19 protein-coding genes are annotated in these 19433 nt (G+C 31.2%); all 19 read left to right on the forward strand.

Going from position 1 to position 19433, the window contains the following annotated elements:
* Positions 1-5 precede the first annotated feature (5 nt).
* The 19 genes from Q0891_RS10020 (at position 6) to Q0891_RS10110 (ending at position 19426) form a co-directional block, all read left to right on the forward strand.
* The gene (locus Q0891_RS10020; protein ID WP_299101248.1) at positions 6-596 is read left to right on the forward strand and encodes a sugar transferase; all 591 of its coding nucleotides are present in this window, start codon (positions 6-8) and stop codon (positions 594-596) included.
* Positions 593-1888 carry a nucleotide sugar dehydrogenase gene (locus Q0891_RS10025; protein WP_299101251.1) on the forward strand — a complete coding sequence of 432 codons (1296 nt, stop codon included), beginning with the start codon at positions 593-595 and terminating at the stop codon, positions 1886-1888. The genes Q0891_RS10020 and Q0891_RS10025 overlap by 4 nt, the downstream gene beginning before the upstream one ends.
* A 4-nt stretch (positions 1889-1892) precedes the next feature.
* The gene (locus tag Q0891_RS10030) at positions 1893-2873 is read left to right on the forward strand and encodes an SDR family oxidoreductase (protein ID WP_299101253.1); all 981 of its coding nucleotides are present in this window, start codon (positions 1893-1895) and stop codon (positions 2871-2873) included.
* A 205-nt stretch (positions 2874-3078) separates the two neighbouring features.
* Positions 3079-3942: an ABC transporter permease gene (locus Q0891_RS10035; RefSeq protein WP_299101255.1), complete on the forward strand. Its 864-nt coding sequence runs from the start codon at positions 3079-3081 to the stop codon at positions 3940-3942.
* Between the two features lie 33 nt (positions 3943-3975).
* Positions 3976-5238, forward strand: coding sequence for an ABC transporter ATP-binding protein (locus tag Q0891_RS10040; RefSeq protein WP_299101257.1), 1263 nt, complete (start codon positions 3976-3978; stop codon positions 5236-5238).
* Between the two features lie 30 nt (positions 5239-5268).
* Positions 5269-5976, forward strand: coding sequence for an FkbM family methyltransferase (locus Q0891_RS10045; RefSeq protein ID WP_299101258.1), 708 nt, complete (start codon positions 5269-5271; stop codon positions 5974-5976).
* Between the two features lie 17 nt (positions 5977-5993).
* Positions 5994-6743, forward strand: a complete 750-nt coding sequence (locus Q0891_RS10050) for a bifunctional 2-polyprenyl-6-hydroxyphenol methylase/3-demethylubiquinol 3-O-methyltransferase UbiG (RefSeq protein ID WP_299101260.1) — start codon at positions 5994-5996, stop codon at positions 6741-6743.
* Positions 6740-7621 (forward strand): alpha-1,2-fucosyltransferase, encoded by an 882-nt coding sequence (locus Q0891_RS10055; RefSeq protein ID WP_299101262.1) that lies wholly within the window; start codon positions 6740-6742, stop codon positions 7619-7621. Before Q0891_RS10050 ends, Q0891_RS10055 begins: the two co-directional genes overlap by 4 nt.
* Positions 7606-8655, forward strand: coding sequence for a glycosyltransferase (locus tag Q0891_RS10060; protein WP_299101264.1), 1050 nt, complete (start codon positions 7606-7608; stop codon positions 8653-8655). The genes Q0891_RS10055 and Q0891_RS10060 overlap by 16 nt, the downstream gene beginning before the upstream one ends.
* Positions 8656-8689: 34 nt before the next feature.
* Entirely contained in the window at positions 8690-9424 is a 735-nt protein-coding gene (locus Q0891_RS10065) for a class I SAM-dependent methyltransferase (RefSeq protein ID WP_299101266.1), read from the forward strand.
* A gap of 14 nt (positions 9425-9438) precedes the next feature.
* The gene (locus Q0891_RS10070; RefSeq protein WP_299101268.1) at positions 9439-10557 is read left to right on the forward strand and encodes a glycosyltransferase family 4 protein; all 1119 of its coding nucleotides are present in this window, start codon (positions 9439-9441) and stop codon (positions 10555-10557) included.
* A gap of 2 nt (positions 10558-10559) precedes the next feature.
* Complete coding sequence (asnB, locus tag Q0891_RS10075; RefSeq protein ID WP_299101270.1) at positions 10560-12404, forward strand: asparagine synthase (glutamine-hydrolyzing); 1845 nt, start codon at positions 10560-10562, stop codon at positions 12402-12404.
* 5 nt (positions 12405-12409) lie between these two features.
* Positions 12410-13372, forward strand: coding sequence for a hypothetical protein (locus Q0891_RS10080; protein WP_299101272.1), 963 nt, complete (start codon positions 12410-12412; stop codon positions 13370-13372).
* 27 nt (positions 13373-13399) lie between these two features.
* Positions 13400-14137, forward strand: a complete 738-nt coding sequence (locus tag Q0891_RS10085; protein WP_299101274.1) for a sulfotransferase family 2 domain-containing protein — start codon at positions 13400-13402, stop codon at positions 14135-14137.
* Between the two features lie 50 nt (positions 14138-14187).
* A complete protein-coding gene (locus Q0891_RS10090; protein ID WP_299101276.1) occupies positions 14188-15054 on the forward strand; it encodes a glycosyltransferase family 2 protein in 867 nt (288 codons plus the stop codon).
* Positions 15054-16055 carry a glycosyltransferase family 2 protein gene (locus Q0891_RS10095; protein ID WP_299101278.1) on the forward strand — a complete coding sequence of 334 codons (1002 nt, stop codon included), beginning with the start codon at positions 15054-15056 and terminating at the stop codon, positions 16053-16055. Before Q0891_RS10090 ends, Q0891_RS10095 begins: the two co-directional genes overlap by 1 nt.
* A 3-nt stretch (positions 16056-16058) precedes the next feature.
* Positions 16059-17450, forward strand: a complete 1392-nt coding sequence (locus Q0891_RS10100; RefSeq protein ID WP_299101280.1) for an asparagine synthase-related protein — start codon at positions 16059-16061, stop codon at positions 17448-17450.
* Between the two features lie 30 nt (positions 17451-17480).
* A complete protein-coding gene (locus Q0891_RS10105) occupies positions 17481-18575 on the forward strand; it encodes a glycosyltransferase (protein ID WP_299101282.1) in 1095 nt (364 codons plus the stop codon).
* Positions 18575-19426 carry a sulfotransferase domain-containing protein gene (locus Q0891_RS10110; RefSeq protein WP_299101284.1) on the forward strand — a complete coding sequence of 284 codons (852 nt, stop codon included), beginning with the start codon at positions 18575-18577 and terminating at the stop codon, positions 19424-19426. The genes Q0891_RS10105 and Q0891_RS10110 overlap by 1 nt, the downstream gene beginning before the upstream one ends.
* Positions 19427-19433 lie beyond the last annotated feature (7 nt).

A 19433-nucleotide genomic window follows, 5' to 3' on the forward strand; every position in this document is an offset into this window, starting at 1 on the left:
AAATTGTGATCACGAAAAGTCAACTTAAAATCAAACGAGGATTTGATCTTTTGGTTGTAATTGTTGTCTTGCCATTTTTGTTTATTCCTATTTGGGTTCTGGTGTGTATCGCTTCAATCGATACAAAACGTTTCGGGATTTACAGTCAGTATAGAATTGGCCAACACGGAAAGCCCTTCAAAATTTATAAAATTAGAACTTTAAGGGACGGAAATCATCAATTAGGACATCTAAATGATTACGCTTCTAATGTTGGGAAATTTTTGAGAAAAACAAAGTTAAATGAGTTGCCTCAACTATTTAATGTTTTAATTGGAGATATGAGTTTGGTTGGTCCAAGACCTGATTTGCAAGGATTTGCAGATGAATTAAAAGGGGAAGATAGAATAATTTTGAAAGTAAAACCAGGAATTACTGGTCCTGCAACATTGAAATATAAACACGAAGAAAGGGTATTAGAACGTCAAAAGGACCCAATACGCTACAATAGAACGATTATTTGGGTAGATAAAGTGAAAATCAACAAAAAGTATGTTGAGAATTACAGTTTTTACTTAGATTTGACACTCATTTTAAAATCTACTTTAAACAAATGACACATTCAGAAGACAAAATTGCAATCATAGGATTAGGTTACGTCGGTTTACCCCTTGCCGTAGAGTTTGCCAAAAAATTCTTTGTAGTTGGTTTCGATATTAATAAACAGCGAATCAGCGAATTAAATAATGGTATCGATAAAACTTTAGAAGTTGAAAACGATAACTTAAAATCTGTGTTAACAACAGATTTAAATGCAGAGAAAGGATTGTATATTACTGATGATTTAGATGCATTGGGTACAACTAATTATTATATAATCACTGTGCCAACACCAACAGATGCATTAAATAAGCCAGTGTTTACGCCGTTAATAAAAGCGAGTGAAACAGTAGGTAAAGTGTTAAACGAAGGTGATATTGTAGTATATGAATCTACAGTATATCCAGGTGCAACTGAAGATATTTGTATTCCGGTATTAGAGAAAACTTCAGGATTAGTATATAATAAAGATTTTTATGCTGGTTATTCTCCAGAAAGAATCAATCCAGGTGATAAAGAGCATACCGTAACTAAGATTTTAAAAGTAACCTCTGGTTCTACACCAGAAGTAGCAGTTAAAGTTGATGAACTTTATAAAAAGGTAATTGTAGCAGGTACACATTTAGCACCAAGTATAAAGGTTGCTGAAGCTGCTAAGGTGATTGAGAATTCTCAAAGAGATATAAATATTGCTTTTGTGAATGAATTATCTAAGATTTTTAGATTATTAGATATTGATACTAAAGCGGTTTTAGAAGCAGCAGGTACAAAATGGAACTTTTTAAAGTTTTCACCAGGTTTAGTTGGTGGTCATTGTATTGGTGTAGACCCTTATTATTTAGCTCAAAAAGCCATTGAAACAGGTTATAATCCTGAAATTATTTTAGCAGGTCGTAAAATGAATGACAGCATGGGTGGCTATGTTGCTACAGAAACTGTAAAAATGATGATTAACAAAGGCGCAACCATTAAAGGTTCTAAAGCCCTTGTATTAGGAATTACATTTAAAGAAAACTGTCCAGATATTAGAAACTCTCGAGTTATTGATATTATAGAGGAACTTCAAACATATCATGTAGATGTAGATGTTTACGATCCATGGGCTTCAGCTGAAGAAGTAAAACATGAATATAACTTAGACTTAATTACCGACTTCGATAAATTAGGTACTTCGTATGATTCAATCATACTTGCGGTATCTCATAAAGAGTTTTTAGAATTAAAATTAGATAAATTAAAATCGGATACAGGTGTTATTTTTGATGTAAAATCGTTACTTCCAATAGACACTGTAGACGCAAGATTATAAAAAAATGTACTCAAATCCACATCACACAACAGACCTATCTCAATTAAGTTTTTTAATAACTGGAGGTGGAGGCTTCATAGGCTCAAACCTAACAGAATACTTATTAAAATACAATGCTAAAAAAGTAAGAGTATTAGATAACTTTTCTAATGGTCATCGCGAAAATTTAGCAGAATTTATGGATAACCCTTCTTTTGAATTATTAGAAGGTGATATAAGAGATTTAGACACCTGTAAAAAAGCCATGGAAGGCATTGATTATGTCTCTCATCAAGCGGCTTTGGGCTCAGTGCCACGTTCTATAAACGATCCTGCAACAACGAACGAAGTTAATATTTCAGGATTTTTAAACATGATGATTGCTTTAAAAGATAGCCCAACGGTAAAACGTATGGTATACGCAGCATCAAGTTCTACCTATGGCGATAGTAAATCTTTACCAAAAGTGGAAGATACTATTGGTAAGCCTTTGTCGCCTTACGCCGTAACAAAGTATGTAAATGAATTATATGCAGATGTTTTTGGAACGACGTATGATACTGATGTTATTGGTTTAAGATATTTCAATGTGTTTGGGCCAAAACAGAGTCCAAGTGGTGCATATGCAGCTGTAATTCCTTTGTTTATGCAAGCTCTAAAGGACAATGTGCCTTCAAAGATCAATGGCGATGGTGAGCAAACAAGAGATTTTACATTTATTGATAATGTAGTACAAGCCAATGTAAAAGGATTTTTTGCATCAAAAGACGCTAAGAACGAAGTTTTTAATGTGGCTTGTGGTGAACGTATTACTATTAACTATTTGTGGGAATCGTTAAGGATTGCTGCAAACTCAGATTTAAAAGCTATTTACGGACCTACTAGACAAGGTGATGTTAGGGATTCCTTAGCAAATATCTCAAAAGCAGAAAACCTTTTAGGATATAAACCAAAATATACAGTAAGAGAAGGACTTAAGATTACTTGGGATAGTTTCGATTCATAGTCTTTTCTAAATAAATTTTATAATGGGATGATTGTACACTAGTCAATAGTGATCAATGATCCCTTTTTTTTAGTGTAGGATTGCTAATCCTCTCTGATAATTTTGGTAAAAAATTAATACTACGTTTTAGCTAGCATCGGTTGTTATAATTTTTCCGTATTTCTTTAGAATTATTATCTTTACCTAACTAAAAATATGATGCAAATTGAGTAAGCTAGAAGATGATGATTGGTTGTATACAATTTCATCTAAACGAAAATTAATTGACTTTAATTTCAAAGAAATTTGGAATTACAGAGATCTGTTGGTGCTCTTTGTAAAAAGAGATGTTGTTACCGTTTATAAACAGACCATTTTAGGACCGCTTTGGTATCTTATTCAACCCTTATTCACCGCACTTACTTTTACCTTAATCTTTAATAAGGTGGCCAATATTGAGACAGGTACAGTGCCTCCTTTTCTTTTCAATTTAGCAGGTGTTTCAATTTGGAATTATTTTAATACCTGTTTAACGTCAACGAGTGATACTTTTACAACTAATTCGGCTATTTTCGGAAAAGTATATTTCCCTCGTGTTATTGTTCCCTTATCCATTATTATTTCTAATTTACTAAAATTTGGTATTCAGTTATTCATTTTTATAGCATTTTATGTGTTTTATAAATTTAGTGGAGCAGCGATAAACCTTGATAGTACTGTGATATTTTTTCCAGTATTAGTTATCTTAATGGGTATGATGGGTTTAGGATTAGGAATGATTATTTCTAGTCTTGTTACGAAATATCGTGATTTAAAATTTTTAGTAAGTTTTGGAGTGCAATTACTAATGTACGTTTCTGCCGTAATGTATCCATTGGCTCTTATAAAAGAGGAAATGCCTAAAGTTTCATGGATAGTGGAGTATAACCCTTTGGCGTATATAATTGAAACTGCAAGATATATGCTTCTTGGTACAGGCACGTTTAGTTGGTTTGGGATTATTTACACGGTAATCGTAACTGTAATCGTGTTTTTATTAGGAATCATTATCTTTAACCGAACCGAAAAAACATTTATCGATACAGTATAAATTCTTGTTATTTAAATTTGATTAAAAAGCCATATGAGTATCATTCTTAAAGCTGAAAATATAAGCAAACAATATAGACTTGGTGTGGTTGGTACTGGTACAATAAGTCATGACATTAATCGATGGTGGGCAGGAATTAGAGGTAAAGAAGATCCTTATTTAAAGGTGGGTTCAGAAAATGACCGAAGTACAAAAGCAGATAGTGATTATGTTTGGGCCTTACAAGACATTAACTTTGAAGTAAGAAAAGGCGAAGTTCTTGGCATCATTGGTAAAAATGGAGCAGGTAAAAGTACCTTACTTAAAATTTTATCAAAGGTTACGATTCCTACGACTGGAGTAATAAAAACAAAAGGCCGAATAGCATCACTTTTAGAAGTCGGTACAGGGTTTCATCCAGAATTAACTGGCCGTGAAAACATATATTTAAATGGTGCTATTTTGGGAATGACCAAAGCCGAAATTAGAACAAAAGAGGCCGAGATTATTGAGTTTTCGGGCTGTGAAAGGTATGTAGATACACCTGTAAAACGCTATAGTTCTGGGATGCGCGTGCGCCTAGCTTTTGCTGTTGCGGCTTTTTTGGAGCCAGATATTTTAGTTATAGATGAGGTGCTTGCTGTTGGAGATGCAGAATTTCAGAAAAAGGCTATTGGCAAAATGCAAGACATTAGTAAAGGAGACGGTCGTACTGTACTTTTTGTGAGTCACAATATGGGAGTTATACAGAGTCTATGTGATGAAACAATTTTATTACATAATGGAAGGTTTGTAGAGAAAGGGAAAACGGAGCATGTTATTAATACCTATTTAAAGCAAAATATAGGTAATGATGCCGTTTTTAATTTTGATATTCCGAAAAACAATAACATTCAAGCCTATGCTACAAAATTAACTATTGTAGATCTAAATGGTAATTTAATGAGTGAAATTCCTATTGGTAAACCATGGAAAGTTAAAATTCATTTTACCGTTTGTCAAGAAATTAATAATTTGATTATTGGCTTGGGTATGACAGATATGTTGAACGCACCTATTAGAACATCATGGACGCCATCAAATAATTTAACACCTGGTGAATATATTGCTGAATTTGTAGAGGATTCTGTGGTGTTTAATCATGGTCGGTATAAATTGAAAATCGGCATTTCTAAAGGATTTCATTCCATACAATATCTAGATGAGAATGTTTATATTACAATATCTGAAGTTGTGTATAAGCAAGATAAAACTGTTTTAACAAATGGCAATGGTGTGTTTTCAAATCAGATGAAAATGAATGTTTATAAAACTTAAGTATAGAATCTAAAAATAAATATGTTGTTATTGAAAATAAAAAGAAAGTTGAAAAAAGTGTTTACTGATTCAACTTTTACTGATTTTAAGCAAGAGTCTTATTCACAGACAGGAGAGGATGTTATAGTGAAATTTATATTTGATAGATTGGGAATAAAAGCACCAACGTATATAGATATTGGCGCGCATCATCCCTTTAAATTAAGTAATACAGCTTTGCTGTATAAAACAGGGAGTAGAGGTGTAAATATTGAACCAGATCCAGATTTATTTAAATCTTTTTTAGAATATAGAAAAGAGGATATTAATGTTAACTTAGGAATTGGCGATACCAATGCAGAATTAGATTTTTACGTAATATCGTCACCAACGTTGAATACATTTTCTAAAAAAGAAGCAGAAAGCTATCAAACGGAAGGAAATTATTCAATAAAAGAAGTAAAAAAAATTCAGGTTAAAACTGTTAATAGTGTCTTAGAAGAATACGTCAACGGAAAATTTCCTCAATTTTTAAATTTAGATGCGGAAGGTATAGATGATTTAATAATTAAATCTATTGACTATGAAAGCAACTTTCCTATAGTTATTTGTGTTGAAAGTATCTCTTTTTCTACAAATGGAAATGGCATAAAAAACTCGGCATTGATCGAATATATTGTTAGTAAAGGCTATATGGTTTATGCAGATACATATATCAATACCATTTTTGTTAGAGAAGAATTATGGAGAAATAAGTGAAATTATTAAATTCTGAAATGAATATAAAAAATAAAATACGAAGCATTTTCCAAAACAAGTCGCATTCAAAATTGACTGTAGGTAAGCACAATGTAAGTAATAGAAAAGAATGGCTTGAGGGTGTTCTAAAAAAAATTCCTGAAGGTGGAAAAATATTAGATGCAGGTGCAGGAGAACAACAGTACCGAGGATTTTGCTCTCATTTAGACTATGTGTGTCAAGATTTTGCAGAATATAAACCTGAAGCATTAGAAGATGGACTACATAGAGAAAAGTGGGATTACGGGAAATTAGATATTATTTCAGACATTGCATCAATTCCTAGAGAGAATAATTCGTTTGACGCTATAATGTGTACAGAGGTTTTTGAGCATATTATTAACCCAAGAGAAGCGGTTAAAGAATTTGCAAGACTTTTAAAAAAAGATGGCTTTCTTATACTTACAGCGCCATTTTGTAGTCTAACTCATTTTGCTCCTTATCATTTCTATTCCGGATTTAATCGTTTTTTTTATGAAACAGAATTGAAAGCACATGGTTTTGAAATCGTAGAGATGGAAGCAAATGGGAATTATTTTGAGTTTCTTGCTCAAGAGGTAAATAGACTATCTTATGTCTCAAAGAGGTTTAGTAACGTGACCCTTAATTCTAGTCAATTAAAAACCATCAACAATTTAAAAAAAACGTTGCAAGAGCTGTCTGAAAAAGATGAAAATTCCGCAGAATTATTGTGTTTTGGATTTCATGTGTTGGCAAGAAAAATATGATTTTAATTAGATTAAAAGGAGGTTTAGGGAATCAAATGTTTCAGTATGCATATGCAAGTATACTTGCCAAAAAGTGCAATTTACCCTTAAAAATAGATACTCAGTTTTTTAGTTTAAGTAAGGATATGGTTGGTGTAACTCAGCGAGAATTTGAACTGACAGTATTCAAAAACAGATATCAAATTGCGACTTTAAATGAGATAAATTCATTTACCGAATTGTCTTTTTTTAATAAAATAAAAAGAAAACTAGGTTTTAATTATCCGAAGAAACACAATGAAGGTTCAAGGTTGTATCAGGATGAGGATTATAAATTAAAAGCACCTGTTTATGTAAATGGGTATTTTCAGAGTTATAAATATTTCCTAGGTTATGAAGAATTTGTAAAAAAAATATTTCACTTTTCTACAGATGATTTAGATGCGAAAAACATTAGTTTACTATCAAGGATAGAGGAGGCTAATACTATTTCCATTCATGTAAGACGTGGAGATTATGTGACGGATTTAAATATTAATAACACACATGGACTTTGTGATATAGAATACTACATGGCATCTATCGATGTATTAACAAAAGATAACGCTAATTCCACATTAGTTTTCTTTTCTGACGATAGCGATTGGGTAAAAAAGACTTTTTCTCATTTATCAAACCCTAAAATTTTTGTTAATCATAATACTGGTAGTCATAGTTGGAAAGATATGCTGTTAATGAGTAAGTGTAGTCATAATATTATAGCAAATAGTTCCTTTAGTTGGTGGGCAGCTTGGTTAAATTCAAATTCAGAAAAAAAGGTTGTTGCCCCAAAACAATGGTTTGCAGACCAAAGTAGAAACACATTTGATTTAATACCAAAAGAATGGATTCAGATATAAAACAAAGTCCAAAATTAACGGTATTGTTACCTGTATACAATTGTGCTAAATATGTTGGCGCTGCAATTGATAGCGTTTTAATGCAAACCTTTAAAGATTTTGAATTTATTATTATAGATGATGCCTCTACAGATGATACGCTAAAGATTATTAATACGTATTCAGACGCTAGAATTAAGGTAATTAAACAACAAAATAACTATGGGATTACTCATAATTTAAATTATGGTTTAACAATAGCTCAAGGCGAATATATCGCTAGAATGGATGGTGATGATATTAGTTTGCCAAAACGTTTTGAAAAGCAAATAACGTATTTGGATGCTAACCCAAATGTTATAGTCTGTGGCACTAATTATAAAATTTTAGATACAGATATTATTAAAAATTTGCCAAGTTCGCATGATGATATAAAGGTAGAATTATTATATGGTAGCTGTTTTGGTCATCCAACAGTAATGATGCGAAGAAGCGTATTTCAGGAAAATAAAATAGCGTATAACACTACATTAGAGACTGCTCAAGACTATAATTTATGGGTAAGGTTATTGCAGTATGGTGAATTACATAATTTAACAGAGGTCTTATTAGAATACAGAATACATGAAGATCAAATTTCAAAAAAAAGGAAAGTATCGCAGCAAATAGGAGGTGTTAAAACAAAATTTTTGCTGTTAAATTATTTAAAACCTAATTTAGACGAAAAAGAACAACATTTGTTAGAGAAAATACTTCTTTCTATTAAGTTAGAAAAAGAGATTTTGGAGTTTAATGAGATTAATACCTTTGTAACGAAAACAAAGCAGAAATTAATCAAAGCAAACAGTATAAGATTTTTTAATTCTGTTGGTTTTAATAAGTATTTAAACTATCTAGAACATATTATTATTAATGACTACTTCTCTTATAGAGAAAATTTTAAACCAATAATTTTTTTAAATTATTTAAAAGTTAAGAGACGTTTTAATTTTAAATTATCTTTTTACAATGAAATTAAACTGTTAACAAAATCATTAGTTTATTTTAAGAAGTAAATTAGATTCAAAAAAAGATTATAATTAAACTTTAATGAAAAAAGCTTTAAAAGAAATACTACCAAATCGGTTTGTTGAATTTATTAAATTAAAAAGACAGAAAAATGCCTTTAAGAACAAGCCTATTAAGGAAACGTTTACCATAATTAATGAGAGTAACTATTGGAGAAGTGAAGAAAGTGTTTCTGGAGATGGTTCAGAATTAGCAGTAACCCAACCGTTAATTAGTGAATTACAGCTTTTTTTAGCAAAGCAGAATATTAAATCGATGCTAGATATACCTTGTGGCGATTTTAATTGGATGCAACACACTAATTTGCAAAACATTAAATATATAGGAGGCGATATTGTAGAGAATTTAATTGCTGAGAATAATTTTAATCATGGCAATGCATCAATTAATTTTTCAGTATTAGATTTAACAAAAGATTCTTTACCAAAAGTTGACGTTATTTTTTGTAGAGATTGTCTAGTGCATTTATCTTTTAAAGAAATTTATAAGGCACTGGTTAATATTAAAAAAAGTGAAAGTAAGTATCTGTTAACCACATCATTTTATAATTGCGATAGTAATAGAGATATCATTACAGGGCAATGGCGAAAATTAAACTTTGAATTGTTTCCGTTTTATTTTAAAAAACCAATCTACGTCATTGATGAAAAATATACAATGAAAGGACAGAAATATGCAGATAAAACCATGTGTTTATGGGAAGTAAAAGATATCGTAATCCCATTTAAATTAAAATTATATAACTGGCTTTCATAACTGTAAAATAAAGCATGAAAAAAATTAAAATCATTCAACTTTTTGAAGCGTATGGCGATATATATCAGCCGTACATTCCGCCTGTGATGGAATCTTTAAAAAAGAAAGAAGATTTTGATATGCAGATAGATGTTTTTAAGGAGCATGCAAAGGCAGATGATGTAAATGTTATTCCTGGATATTATAAGAGAAAGATTAAAGAAAAAGCGTTGTCTTTGTCTAATAAAGGAGCGGTTAAACTAAATTATATTGAGAATAAATATCTTAAAAACAAAGTTGATATAGTGCACTTACAGCACTCGTATTTACACAAAAAAGTTAAACGATTACTAGCCATACCAAAAGCTCAAAGACCCAAAATAGTTATTACCCTTAGAGGTGCAGACACCTACATGAAGCCATGGATTGATAAAAACTGGGTAAATTTTTATGAAACATATGGTCAGTATGTAGATGCTTTTATTACCATGTCTAAGCATCAAAAGAACTATATGCAAAAATGGGGAATACCTCTAGATAAGATTCATGTTATTCCTATTTCTTATGGCAATGCTTTTAAGACCTCAGAACGACTACCAAATACAGAAAGCATTCAACTTATTTCAGCGTTTAGAATGTGTTGGGAGAAAAATATAGAAGGTAATTTACGTGTTGTGAAGTTACTAAAAGACAAAGGGCTTAGGGTAAAATACAGTATTTACGGTAATGGTCCAGATGCTTACCAAGTACCTTATTTAATAGATAAATATCAATTATCAGAAGCCGTACAGTATTACGGAAGTATTGAAAATAAAGCTTTAAAACAAAAATTAAATGAGGCAGATTTTTATGTACAGCTCAGCCATTCAGAATCTTTAGGTATGTCAATCATTGAAGCACAGACCTATGGTTTGCCTGCCATAGTTTCAGATAGTGATGGACTTCCAGAAGTTGTTATTCATAATAAAACGGGTTACTGTGTAAAACCCTATGCCATTGAAAAAGCAGCAGATTATATAGAGACTTTATGGAATGATTCAGATCTTTATAGATCGTTTTCTTTTGCTGCGGTAAAACACAGTCAGGTTACGTTCTCCATACAAAATGAGGTCGAAAAATTAAGTCATTTATATCAATCCTTAATGAGCAAATAAAAATGTGTGGATTTATAGGTGAATTTAGTTTTCAAGAAAGTGATTTATTATCAACTTCTGCGTTTTCAGATATTTTAGCTTTATCTAAACATCGTGGACCAGATGCCACTGAGATTAAGCGTGGTCAAAATTTTCAATTAGGGTTTAATCGCTTATCTATTTTAGATCTTTCTCCAAATGGCAATCAACCCAAACAAAGTCCATCTGGCCGTTATCATGTTGTTTTTAATGGAGAAATTTATAATTATAAATCGTTAGCGGAAACGTATCAACTAAAAAATTTACAGTCTTCTTCGGATACAGAAGTGATTATACATTTATTAGATGTAATTGGTATTAAAAAAACCATAACCCTATTAAACGGTATGTTTGCTATTGCCATTGTAGATACTGAAAAAAATACATTTAATCTCACTCGAGATTTTTCAGGAATAAAACCTTTGTTTTATGGTGTAACTGATAAAGGTGTTGCTGTAGCTTCTCAGTTTGATCAAGTTTATAAACACCCTTGGTTAAAGTCTAATTTACAACTAAGGCCTTCTATTATGAAGGAGTATTTTGGGTTTGGTTATATGCAAGCACCAAATACGGTTTATCAATCCATATTTCAGGTAAATCCTGGAGAATGGATTGTAATTAAAAAAGATAAAACCATCAAAAAACAGCAGCTTATAAGTTTTGATAAGGTTGCTGGCAATCAGAAGATTGAAGATAATCAAACTGCAACATCATATAATGAATTATTAGGAAACGTTGTAAAACGTCAATTAATAAGTGATGTGCCAATTGCCACATTTTTAAGTGGAGGTGTAGATAGCCCATTAATTTCAGCGCATGCTAAATCCAATAAAAATGATGTTGAAGCTATAACCTTAAAGGTAGATGATGAAACTTTAAACGAAAGCGAAATAGCGACATCATATGCAGAAGCACTAGGCCTAAAGCAAGATGTTTTTGAGATAAAAGCATCGGAAATATTAGAAAGTATTGATGCCTATTTTGAGAAATGTTCAGAGCCTTTTGGAGATTATTCGTCCTTACCCACTTTTCTCCTCACGCAGCATGCCGCCAAAAATTATAAAGTAATGTTGTCTGGTGATGGAGGAGACGAATTATTTATGGGTTATCCAAGATTTAGACAATTTATGGCCCATTACTATTTGTATAAACTACCATTCGGACTTAGGAAACCATTGGTACGTTTATTAAATAAAACCAAAATTAGTAAAGTGTCTGCACCTTTTTATTACAAAACTATAGGTGATTGGCAAATGGCAAAGCATTTACATATTTTTCCTAATATTTTAGATGATATGTTTCCTGGTGTTGATTATTCTACAGAAATTAAGGCGTTGTACAATTTTAAAGAGGTTACGAATAAACAAACGTTGCTTCATAGTTTAAAGCACAACGAGTTTTATGCGCATTTACAACGTGTACTCATAAAAGTGGATCGCTCTAGTATGGCAAATAGCTTAGAAGTGCGTGTTCCTTTTTTAGACAAAGAGAGTATTGACTTTTCGTGGAAAACAGCATCAAGTTTACCAAAACATAAAATTCTTAAAAAAACACTCAAAGATTGTTTAGGTCAGTATGTGCCAAAAACATTGATAAATAAAACCAAAATGGGTTTTATGGTACCTTTAGATGATTGGTTAAAAAACCAATTAAAGGAAGATGTCCTGTATCATGTGTTTGAGATACCTTTTTATGGCGCAGAATTTTTAGATGAAAATCGAATCAAAGGAGCTGTTAAAGATTATTATGAAAAGGGATTGTTTTCGGCTTGGGGAATTTGGCATATTTATGCTTGGCAAAAATGGGCTGTTAAACACGTGTATAAGTAATGGTCATGGAAAAAAAATCGTTAGCAATAGTAATTTCATTAGCAAAAAGTCATATTCATTATTGTAAGGCTTTAATTGCTAGTATAGAGCATTACGGCATTGAAAATGATGTCATAGTCATAAAAGATGGCGATTTTCATATAACATCTATTCAAAATAAAAAGCAAGTAACCGTTATCTCTACCAAAGAAATAAATCAGTTCCATGATTTTAATTTAACAGGTTTACTCACTAAAATAAACATATGCTTTTTGTCTAAAATGGGTCATAAGTATGATTATTATTTGCACATGGATGCCGATTCTATTATTACGAGTAATGACTTTAAATTAAAACTAAATGACTTAACAGGAGATTTTTATATTCTACAAGGCAAAGCAATCAACTATAAAGATGAAAAGCTAGCAAAGCTATTTAACAACTTCGCCTATAATCCAAGTACTTTTGAAAACTTAAAGTTTCATTTGAACCATATGTGGTACTTTTCTTCAGGACATTTTATTATGAATTCCTATTTTATAGAACAGTTAAAACACTATTTAAAAGTGTATAGGTCTGAGCTAAATACAGGGTTTTCTAAGCAAACACGCTTTAAATTTGGAGACCAAGGTTTTTTTAATTTTGTTGTAAATCTGTTGTGTTTTGAAAATAAGTTAAATGTAGTAGGTGTAAATAGTGGAATTTATGGCAAGGCAAAGGAAGCACAACACCAAATATTAACGCTTAACACAGTAAAGGATAAAATAAACACCAATGTAGATTTTATTCATTTCACTGGTCCGAGTAGAAAGGCAACTTTAAAAGCACATAATTTTGGAGCCATATTGTACTTCTTTAATAAGTTGTTTTATAAAAACGCAATGTTTTTCTATTTTGATAATAGACTAAGGATAATTAAATATTACTTTCAATCTTTAAAGAAGCGAGTTATTTTAAAGTTGAAAACAATTTTTAAATCGAGTAACTAAAATAAGAACCGAAAACATAAGCTTTTAATGATTAACCATGAACATAAGATAATCTATATTCATATTTCTAAATGTGCTGGCACAAGTGTAGAAAATGCATTTGGATTATTAAATCAGCGAGTTAATATAGCGGATTATGAACATCTATATGGTTGGAGTGATAAAGACGAACTCTTTTTGCAGCATGCAACGCCTCAGCAATTATTTGATTTGGGTTATTTAACCAAAGGTGTTTGGGAATCTTATTATAAATTTATAATTATTAGAAATCCATGGGATAGATTGTATTCTGACTACGTATGGATGCTAAAGCAAATTAAAGGTTATGGGAGTTTTTCTCAATTTATAAAACGGGAAGGCGGATTTAAAAAGCGATTGACTCTAAAGGATAGATATTACAGAGGAGATCATCTTAATTCACAAACAGACTATCTAAAATTAAATGGAAAATTGATTGAATATGATAAAATTCTTCATTTTGAAAAATTATCATTTGAATTTAAGGAATTAGAAAGAGATTTAAATTTGGAAGACGGTTTTTTTGAAGCCAAAAAAAAGGTAGCCAAAAAGAAATTTAAGCATTACTCTTTGTTTTATAATAGAAGAAGATTACAACTTATTGAAAAGTATTTTAAGGAAGATATTACAAATTTACCATATAAGTACAAACAAAAATACCGTTATAGTTATAGGAAGAATATGCTCTTTTTATTTTATCATTTCCCATTAAAAACGGCTCTGAAAAAGATAAACTTAAATTTATAAAATAATTAGCCACAACTAAATATTGTATAGCTATAGAAAACTCTGATAAAGTGAATCCCTTAGTATCAATCATACTTCCCAATTACAATCATGCGTCATTTTTGCAAGAGCGCTTGGATAGTATATTTAATCAAACGTATACTAATATAGAGGTGATTATACTAGATGATTGCTCTACCGATAGCAGTTTAGAGCTTTTAGAAGCTTATAAAAATCATCCCAGAGTATCACATTTTATTGTGAATTCGACTAATACAGGTTCACCTTTTAAACAATGGCAAAAGGGATTTAACTTAGTAAAGGGCGATTTCATTTGGATTGCTGAAAGCGACGATAAAGCAGAGCTAAATTTTATTGAAAAACAACTAGAAGCTATACAATTATATTCAAGCGATGTTGTGGTTGCTAAAACGTTAAACTTTAACGAGAAAGGTGTTTTTGATGAGGTCAACCATCCAACCTTTAAGAATAGCCAAAATGAAATATTGAATCTTCAGGAAGTGCTCTATTGTCCAATATTAAATGTCAGTGCCGTAATTTTTAAATCGCATTTGTGTAAATTTGCAAAAACATTTACAACCTATAATATTATAGGAGACAGAGTGTTTTATCATGAAGCATTTTTAAACTATTCTATAGTTAAAAATGATTCAACAGTTTCGTATTTTAGAAAATCTGGCGATAGTGTTTCAACTTTGAGTAATAGAAGTAAAACGTATTATAAAAATTATTTTTTGGAGCATTTAAAGTTCATAAAACACGTTAAGAAAACGAGCAATCTTAGCACTGGATTATTTAACACATATGTGACACGCTTCTTTAATAGAGCTCGATATAGAATGTCTAGAAAGGAAAAATTAAATGCCAATTATTTAAAAATGTATATAACCTATAAGTTAAACTTAAAACGCAGTTAATGAGAGTTTCTTTGGTTATTACTGTAAAGAATGAAGCACGTTTGTTACGACAAAACTTGCTTTACCACTTGGGCATTGGAATAGAAAAAGTATTCGTCTATTTTGATGGCACAACAGATAATGGTCAACAACTAATTAAAGACATCGAAGGCGTAGAGACGAATGCGTCTATTTCTGCGGAGAAATATAGTCATTTAGGTTACTTAAAGCATCTTTGTGATAATAGAGATGTTATTCACACCGCAAGGCAATGTTTAAATACATATGATGCTCAAATGAAGTGCAAAGCTCTAGGTGTCGATTGGCTAATTTCCTTAGATGCTGATGAATTGTTTTTAACGGATTATATAAAACCCATTAACTTATCTCATTTTTTTGAAGCTTATAAGGCTTATGATGTTATTCAGTTTAAGACATTAGAAGTGTTAGCCAGAAAAATGGCTTATGATAAGGTGATGTTAGAAGAAGTAAAGTTCAAAATTCAAAAGAATTTTAAAAGTCATTTTAATCGTATTTATTTTAAGTTTTTTAACCCTTATAATAAGCAGTTCCTTTCTCATCCACATTGGTTAGGTCATGATATGGGAAAATTGGCGATTAGAGTTGACTCTAATACAATACCGAAAAATGTGCATCGCTACCAAACGATAGATAAAACAGCTTTAAAAAGCGAAAAAGGCGGTTATTTGCTTCATTATCATTTGTATGATTATCAAGATTTTATAAAGAAATATCAGAATTTTAAAGCACATCCAAATACATTTTTGAGTGGGAATAAAATAGGATCATTAAAGACACTATGGCGTGATATGGTTAACGATCCTCAATTTGATGATTTATTTTTACAAAGGTATTTTGAGGATAATATTTTAATTACAGAAGCCAAGTTTAAGACATTACAACATTTACGTTATTTTCCTTTTATTAAAAGGAAAGCAAAAGCGATTGCAGATGTTACGTATCCGCAAACAATTCTTAAATCTGTAAAACAGTCCTTGTAAATTATGCCAGAAATTAATACATCTATTATTCCTGTAAAGCAAAAGTTTGCGACGTTAAAAAATGAACCTAAGGTCATAGATTTAGAGGCTATTTGTGTGTACGTGGCTACAGGTTTTTTTTTAGATGATGATACCTTTTGGAAGCATAAAAAAGTACTTAGGCCAGGAACAAAAAATATATTAGATAACGAAGGTAATTTAGTGTCTAGTAGCCAACATTTTAAATGGCACTACAAGCTTGATGACGCGTTATCTTTTTCTGACGCTGTAGAAAATTTCGGAGCATTATTTGAGAAAATTATAGATAGACAAGTAGGCGATAAGCAAGTGATTTTACCTTTGTCTGGTGGTTTAGATAGCAGAACACAAGCCGTCGCACTTCATAAGCTAAATAAAAATGTAGCGTCTTATTGTTATGCATTTAAAGGCGGCTATCCTGAAGCGAAAATAGGAAAATCTATAGCCAATACTTGTAATTTCGACTTTAAAGCATTTACCATTCAACCCAATTATCTTTGGTCTAAGATTGATGATTTAGCGAAAATAAGTGAATGTTATTCTGAGTTTTCGCACCCAAGGCAAATGGCTATTATTGATGACTATAAAACTATGGGAGACGTTTTTAGTTTAGGGCATTGGGGCGACGTATTGTTTGATGATATGGGAGTTTCTGATGATTTAGGTCTTAATGACCAAGTAGACATACTTCTGAAAAAAATAGTAAAACCTTCAGGTATAGCGCTTGCTGAAAAATTATGGAAGCATTTCAACTTAGATGGTAAATTTAAAGATTACTTTACAGCAAGAATTCATAAGCTGTATAAAAATATTCATATTGAAAGCAGTGCTAACGCTAGTATTAGAGCTTTTAAAAGTACTTATTGGGCACCACGATGGACAAGTATCAATTTAAACATATTTAGCGAAGTAAAACCAATAACTTTGCCGTATTATGATGACGAAATGTGTAAGTTTATTTGCCAAATTCCGGAATCTTATTTGGCTCAAAGAGCGATTCAAATTGCGTATATAAAAAGAAGAGCTCCAGAGATGGCTAAAATCGTATGGCATCAACAAAAACCGTTTAATTTAAATACGTATCAGTATAACAAAACACCATTTAATTTGCCTTATAGAGTATATTCTAAACTTAATAGAATGTCTAAGGATTTCATAGGTAAACCATTGGTACAACGTAATTGGGAATTACAGTTTATAGGCGAATCTAATGAGGCGATGCTAAAAGATTATCTTTTTAAAAATAGTTTTATTCCAAAAGATATAATTTCTGAAGTTTTTAATGATTTCAAGACGAAAGATAAGGTTTACCATGCACATGCAGTGAGTATGTTATTAACCTTGAGCTTATGGGACAAGCATTTCAATAATGAATAGTTTTAAAATGTGTGGCGCGCACAAAATGATATGAGTACGACATCAAAAATAAAAATATTATATACCATTCCTAACTTTGATACAGCTGGTAGTGGAAAGGTGGTGTATGATTTAGTTAAAGGCTTAGATACGTCAAAGTTTGATGTTGCTATTGCATGCACACATAATAGAGGAGGTTTTTTTAAAACAGTAGAAGCTCTAGGACATCCTATTTATATTTTCGATACTAAAACAAATTACAGACCGTATTTTTCACTTTTAAAAAGGTTAAGACCTATTTCAAAATTTTACAAAGCGCATCATTTTGATATTGTTCACTCATGGCAATGGAGTAATGATTGGACGGAAGCCCTTGCAGCACGCTTAGTCGGTAAAAAATGGATTTACACTAAAAAGGCAATGGGTTTTAATAAACATTGGAAAATAAAAAGCTATTTAGCCAATTTTATTGTCACCATCAACGATGAAATGACACAGTATTTTCCCAATAAAAAATCACAGAAATTAATTCCATTAGGTATTGATACGGATTATTATAATGCGGCAAATTTTGAAAAAAAAGAATCGCGTTTTTTTGAAATCATAACGGTCGCTAACCTTGTGCCTGTAAAAGGAATTGAAGTTTTAATTAGAGCGATAGCGCACTTAAAAGATAAGAGCATTCGATTGAGCGTTTTAGGTGATAATGCTAATGACTATGGAGCTTCAATTAAAGCACTTTGTGAAGAATTACAGGTTGAAGATCAAGTGATTTTTCTAGGAAAACAATTAGATGTACGTCCATATATAGCAAATTCAGACTTATATGTTATTCCAACTTTAGATCAAGGGAGAAAAGAAGGTATGCCAATGGCCTTGGTGGAAGCTATGAGTATGGGAATACCAATTTTAGGATCTAATATTACAGGCATCAATTTTGTTTTAAAGGCTTTTGAGGGTTTATTGTTTACGGCAGGAGATTTTAAGGTTTTAGCAGAAAAAATAAGTCATAATCAGAAGTTAAGTGCTTCCGAACGACATAAGTTAGGTAAACACCTAAGAGCGTATTGTGTTAAGGAATTTGCGATGCATAAATTTATTGAAGCACATCAAGAATTGTACACAAAACTAGTAACAAAGTCCTAATGCCAAAATTCAATAAACATATCATTGTAGTGGGTACGGCCAGGAGTGGGACAAGTTGGTTGAGTGAAACCATGGCGCAACAGCATAGATACCGTATGCTTTTTGAACCAGAGCATGAAACCCGAACAAAGAAAGGTTATTTATTATGTGATCAATGGTTAACGTCAGACACTAATACTAGTGAAACTCATCGCTATATAAGTCAAGTTTTAAAAAACCGTGTCGATTGTGATTGGATTGCGCAAAATAGCAATCGTAAATACAAATTACATCTATGGCCTTTTATTCCTAAAAAGTATGTCATCAAATTTGTACGTGCTAATCTTGCCGCACAATACATAAATAGTGCTTTCAATGTACCTGTAATTCATATTATCAGAAATCCTTATGATGTGATTTTATCGCAAAAGCGTTCTAATTTTCCATGGTTATATGATTTGTCCATCTTTACAGCACAAGAAAAATTAGTGCAATTAATTAAAGAGAAATTTAATTACGATATAAGCACATATACTAAACTTACCAATATAGAAAAACTCTGTTTGCGTTGGTGTATAGAAAATGTGGTGCCTTTAGAAGTGTTCAACGGTTATAAAAACAAAGCAGCAGTTGTAAAATATGAAGATTTAGTTTCTAATATAGATGTGTATTATAACCTTTGTAAATCTTTTGAAATTGAACCTATTAGTAATTTAGAATCCCATTATAGAAAACCTTCAAGTAAAACACATCCTAAAAGTGAATTAATCTCAGCGCAAAATCAAACGAAAGCTAAAATCACTGAGGCAGATAAGGCAAGGGTTAATGAATTATTAGATATATTTGAAACGCAGTTATACAAAATAGAATAATTTACTG

This window comes from uncultured Winogradskyella sp., from assembly GCF_947498005.1.
In the GTDB taxonomy this organism is placed as follows: Bacteria; Bacteroidota; Bacteroidia; order Flavobacteriales; family Flavobacteriaceae; genus Winogradskyella.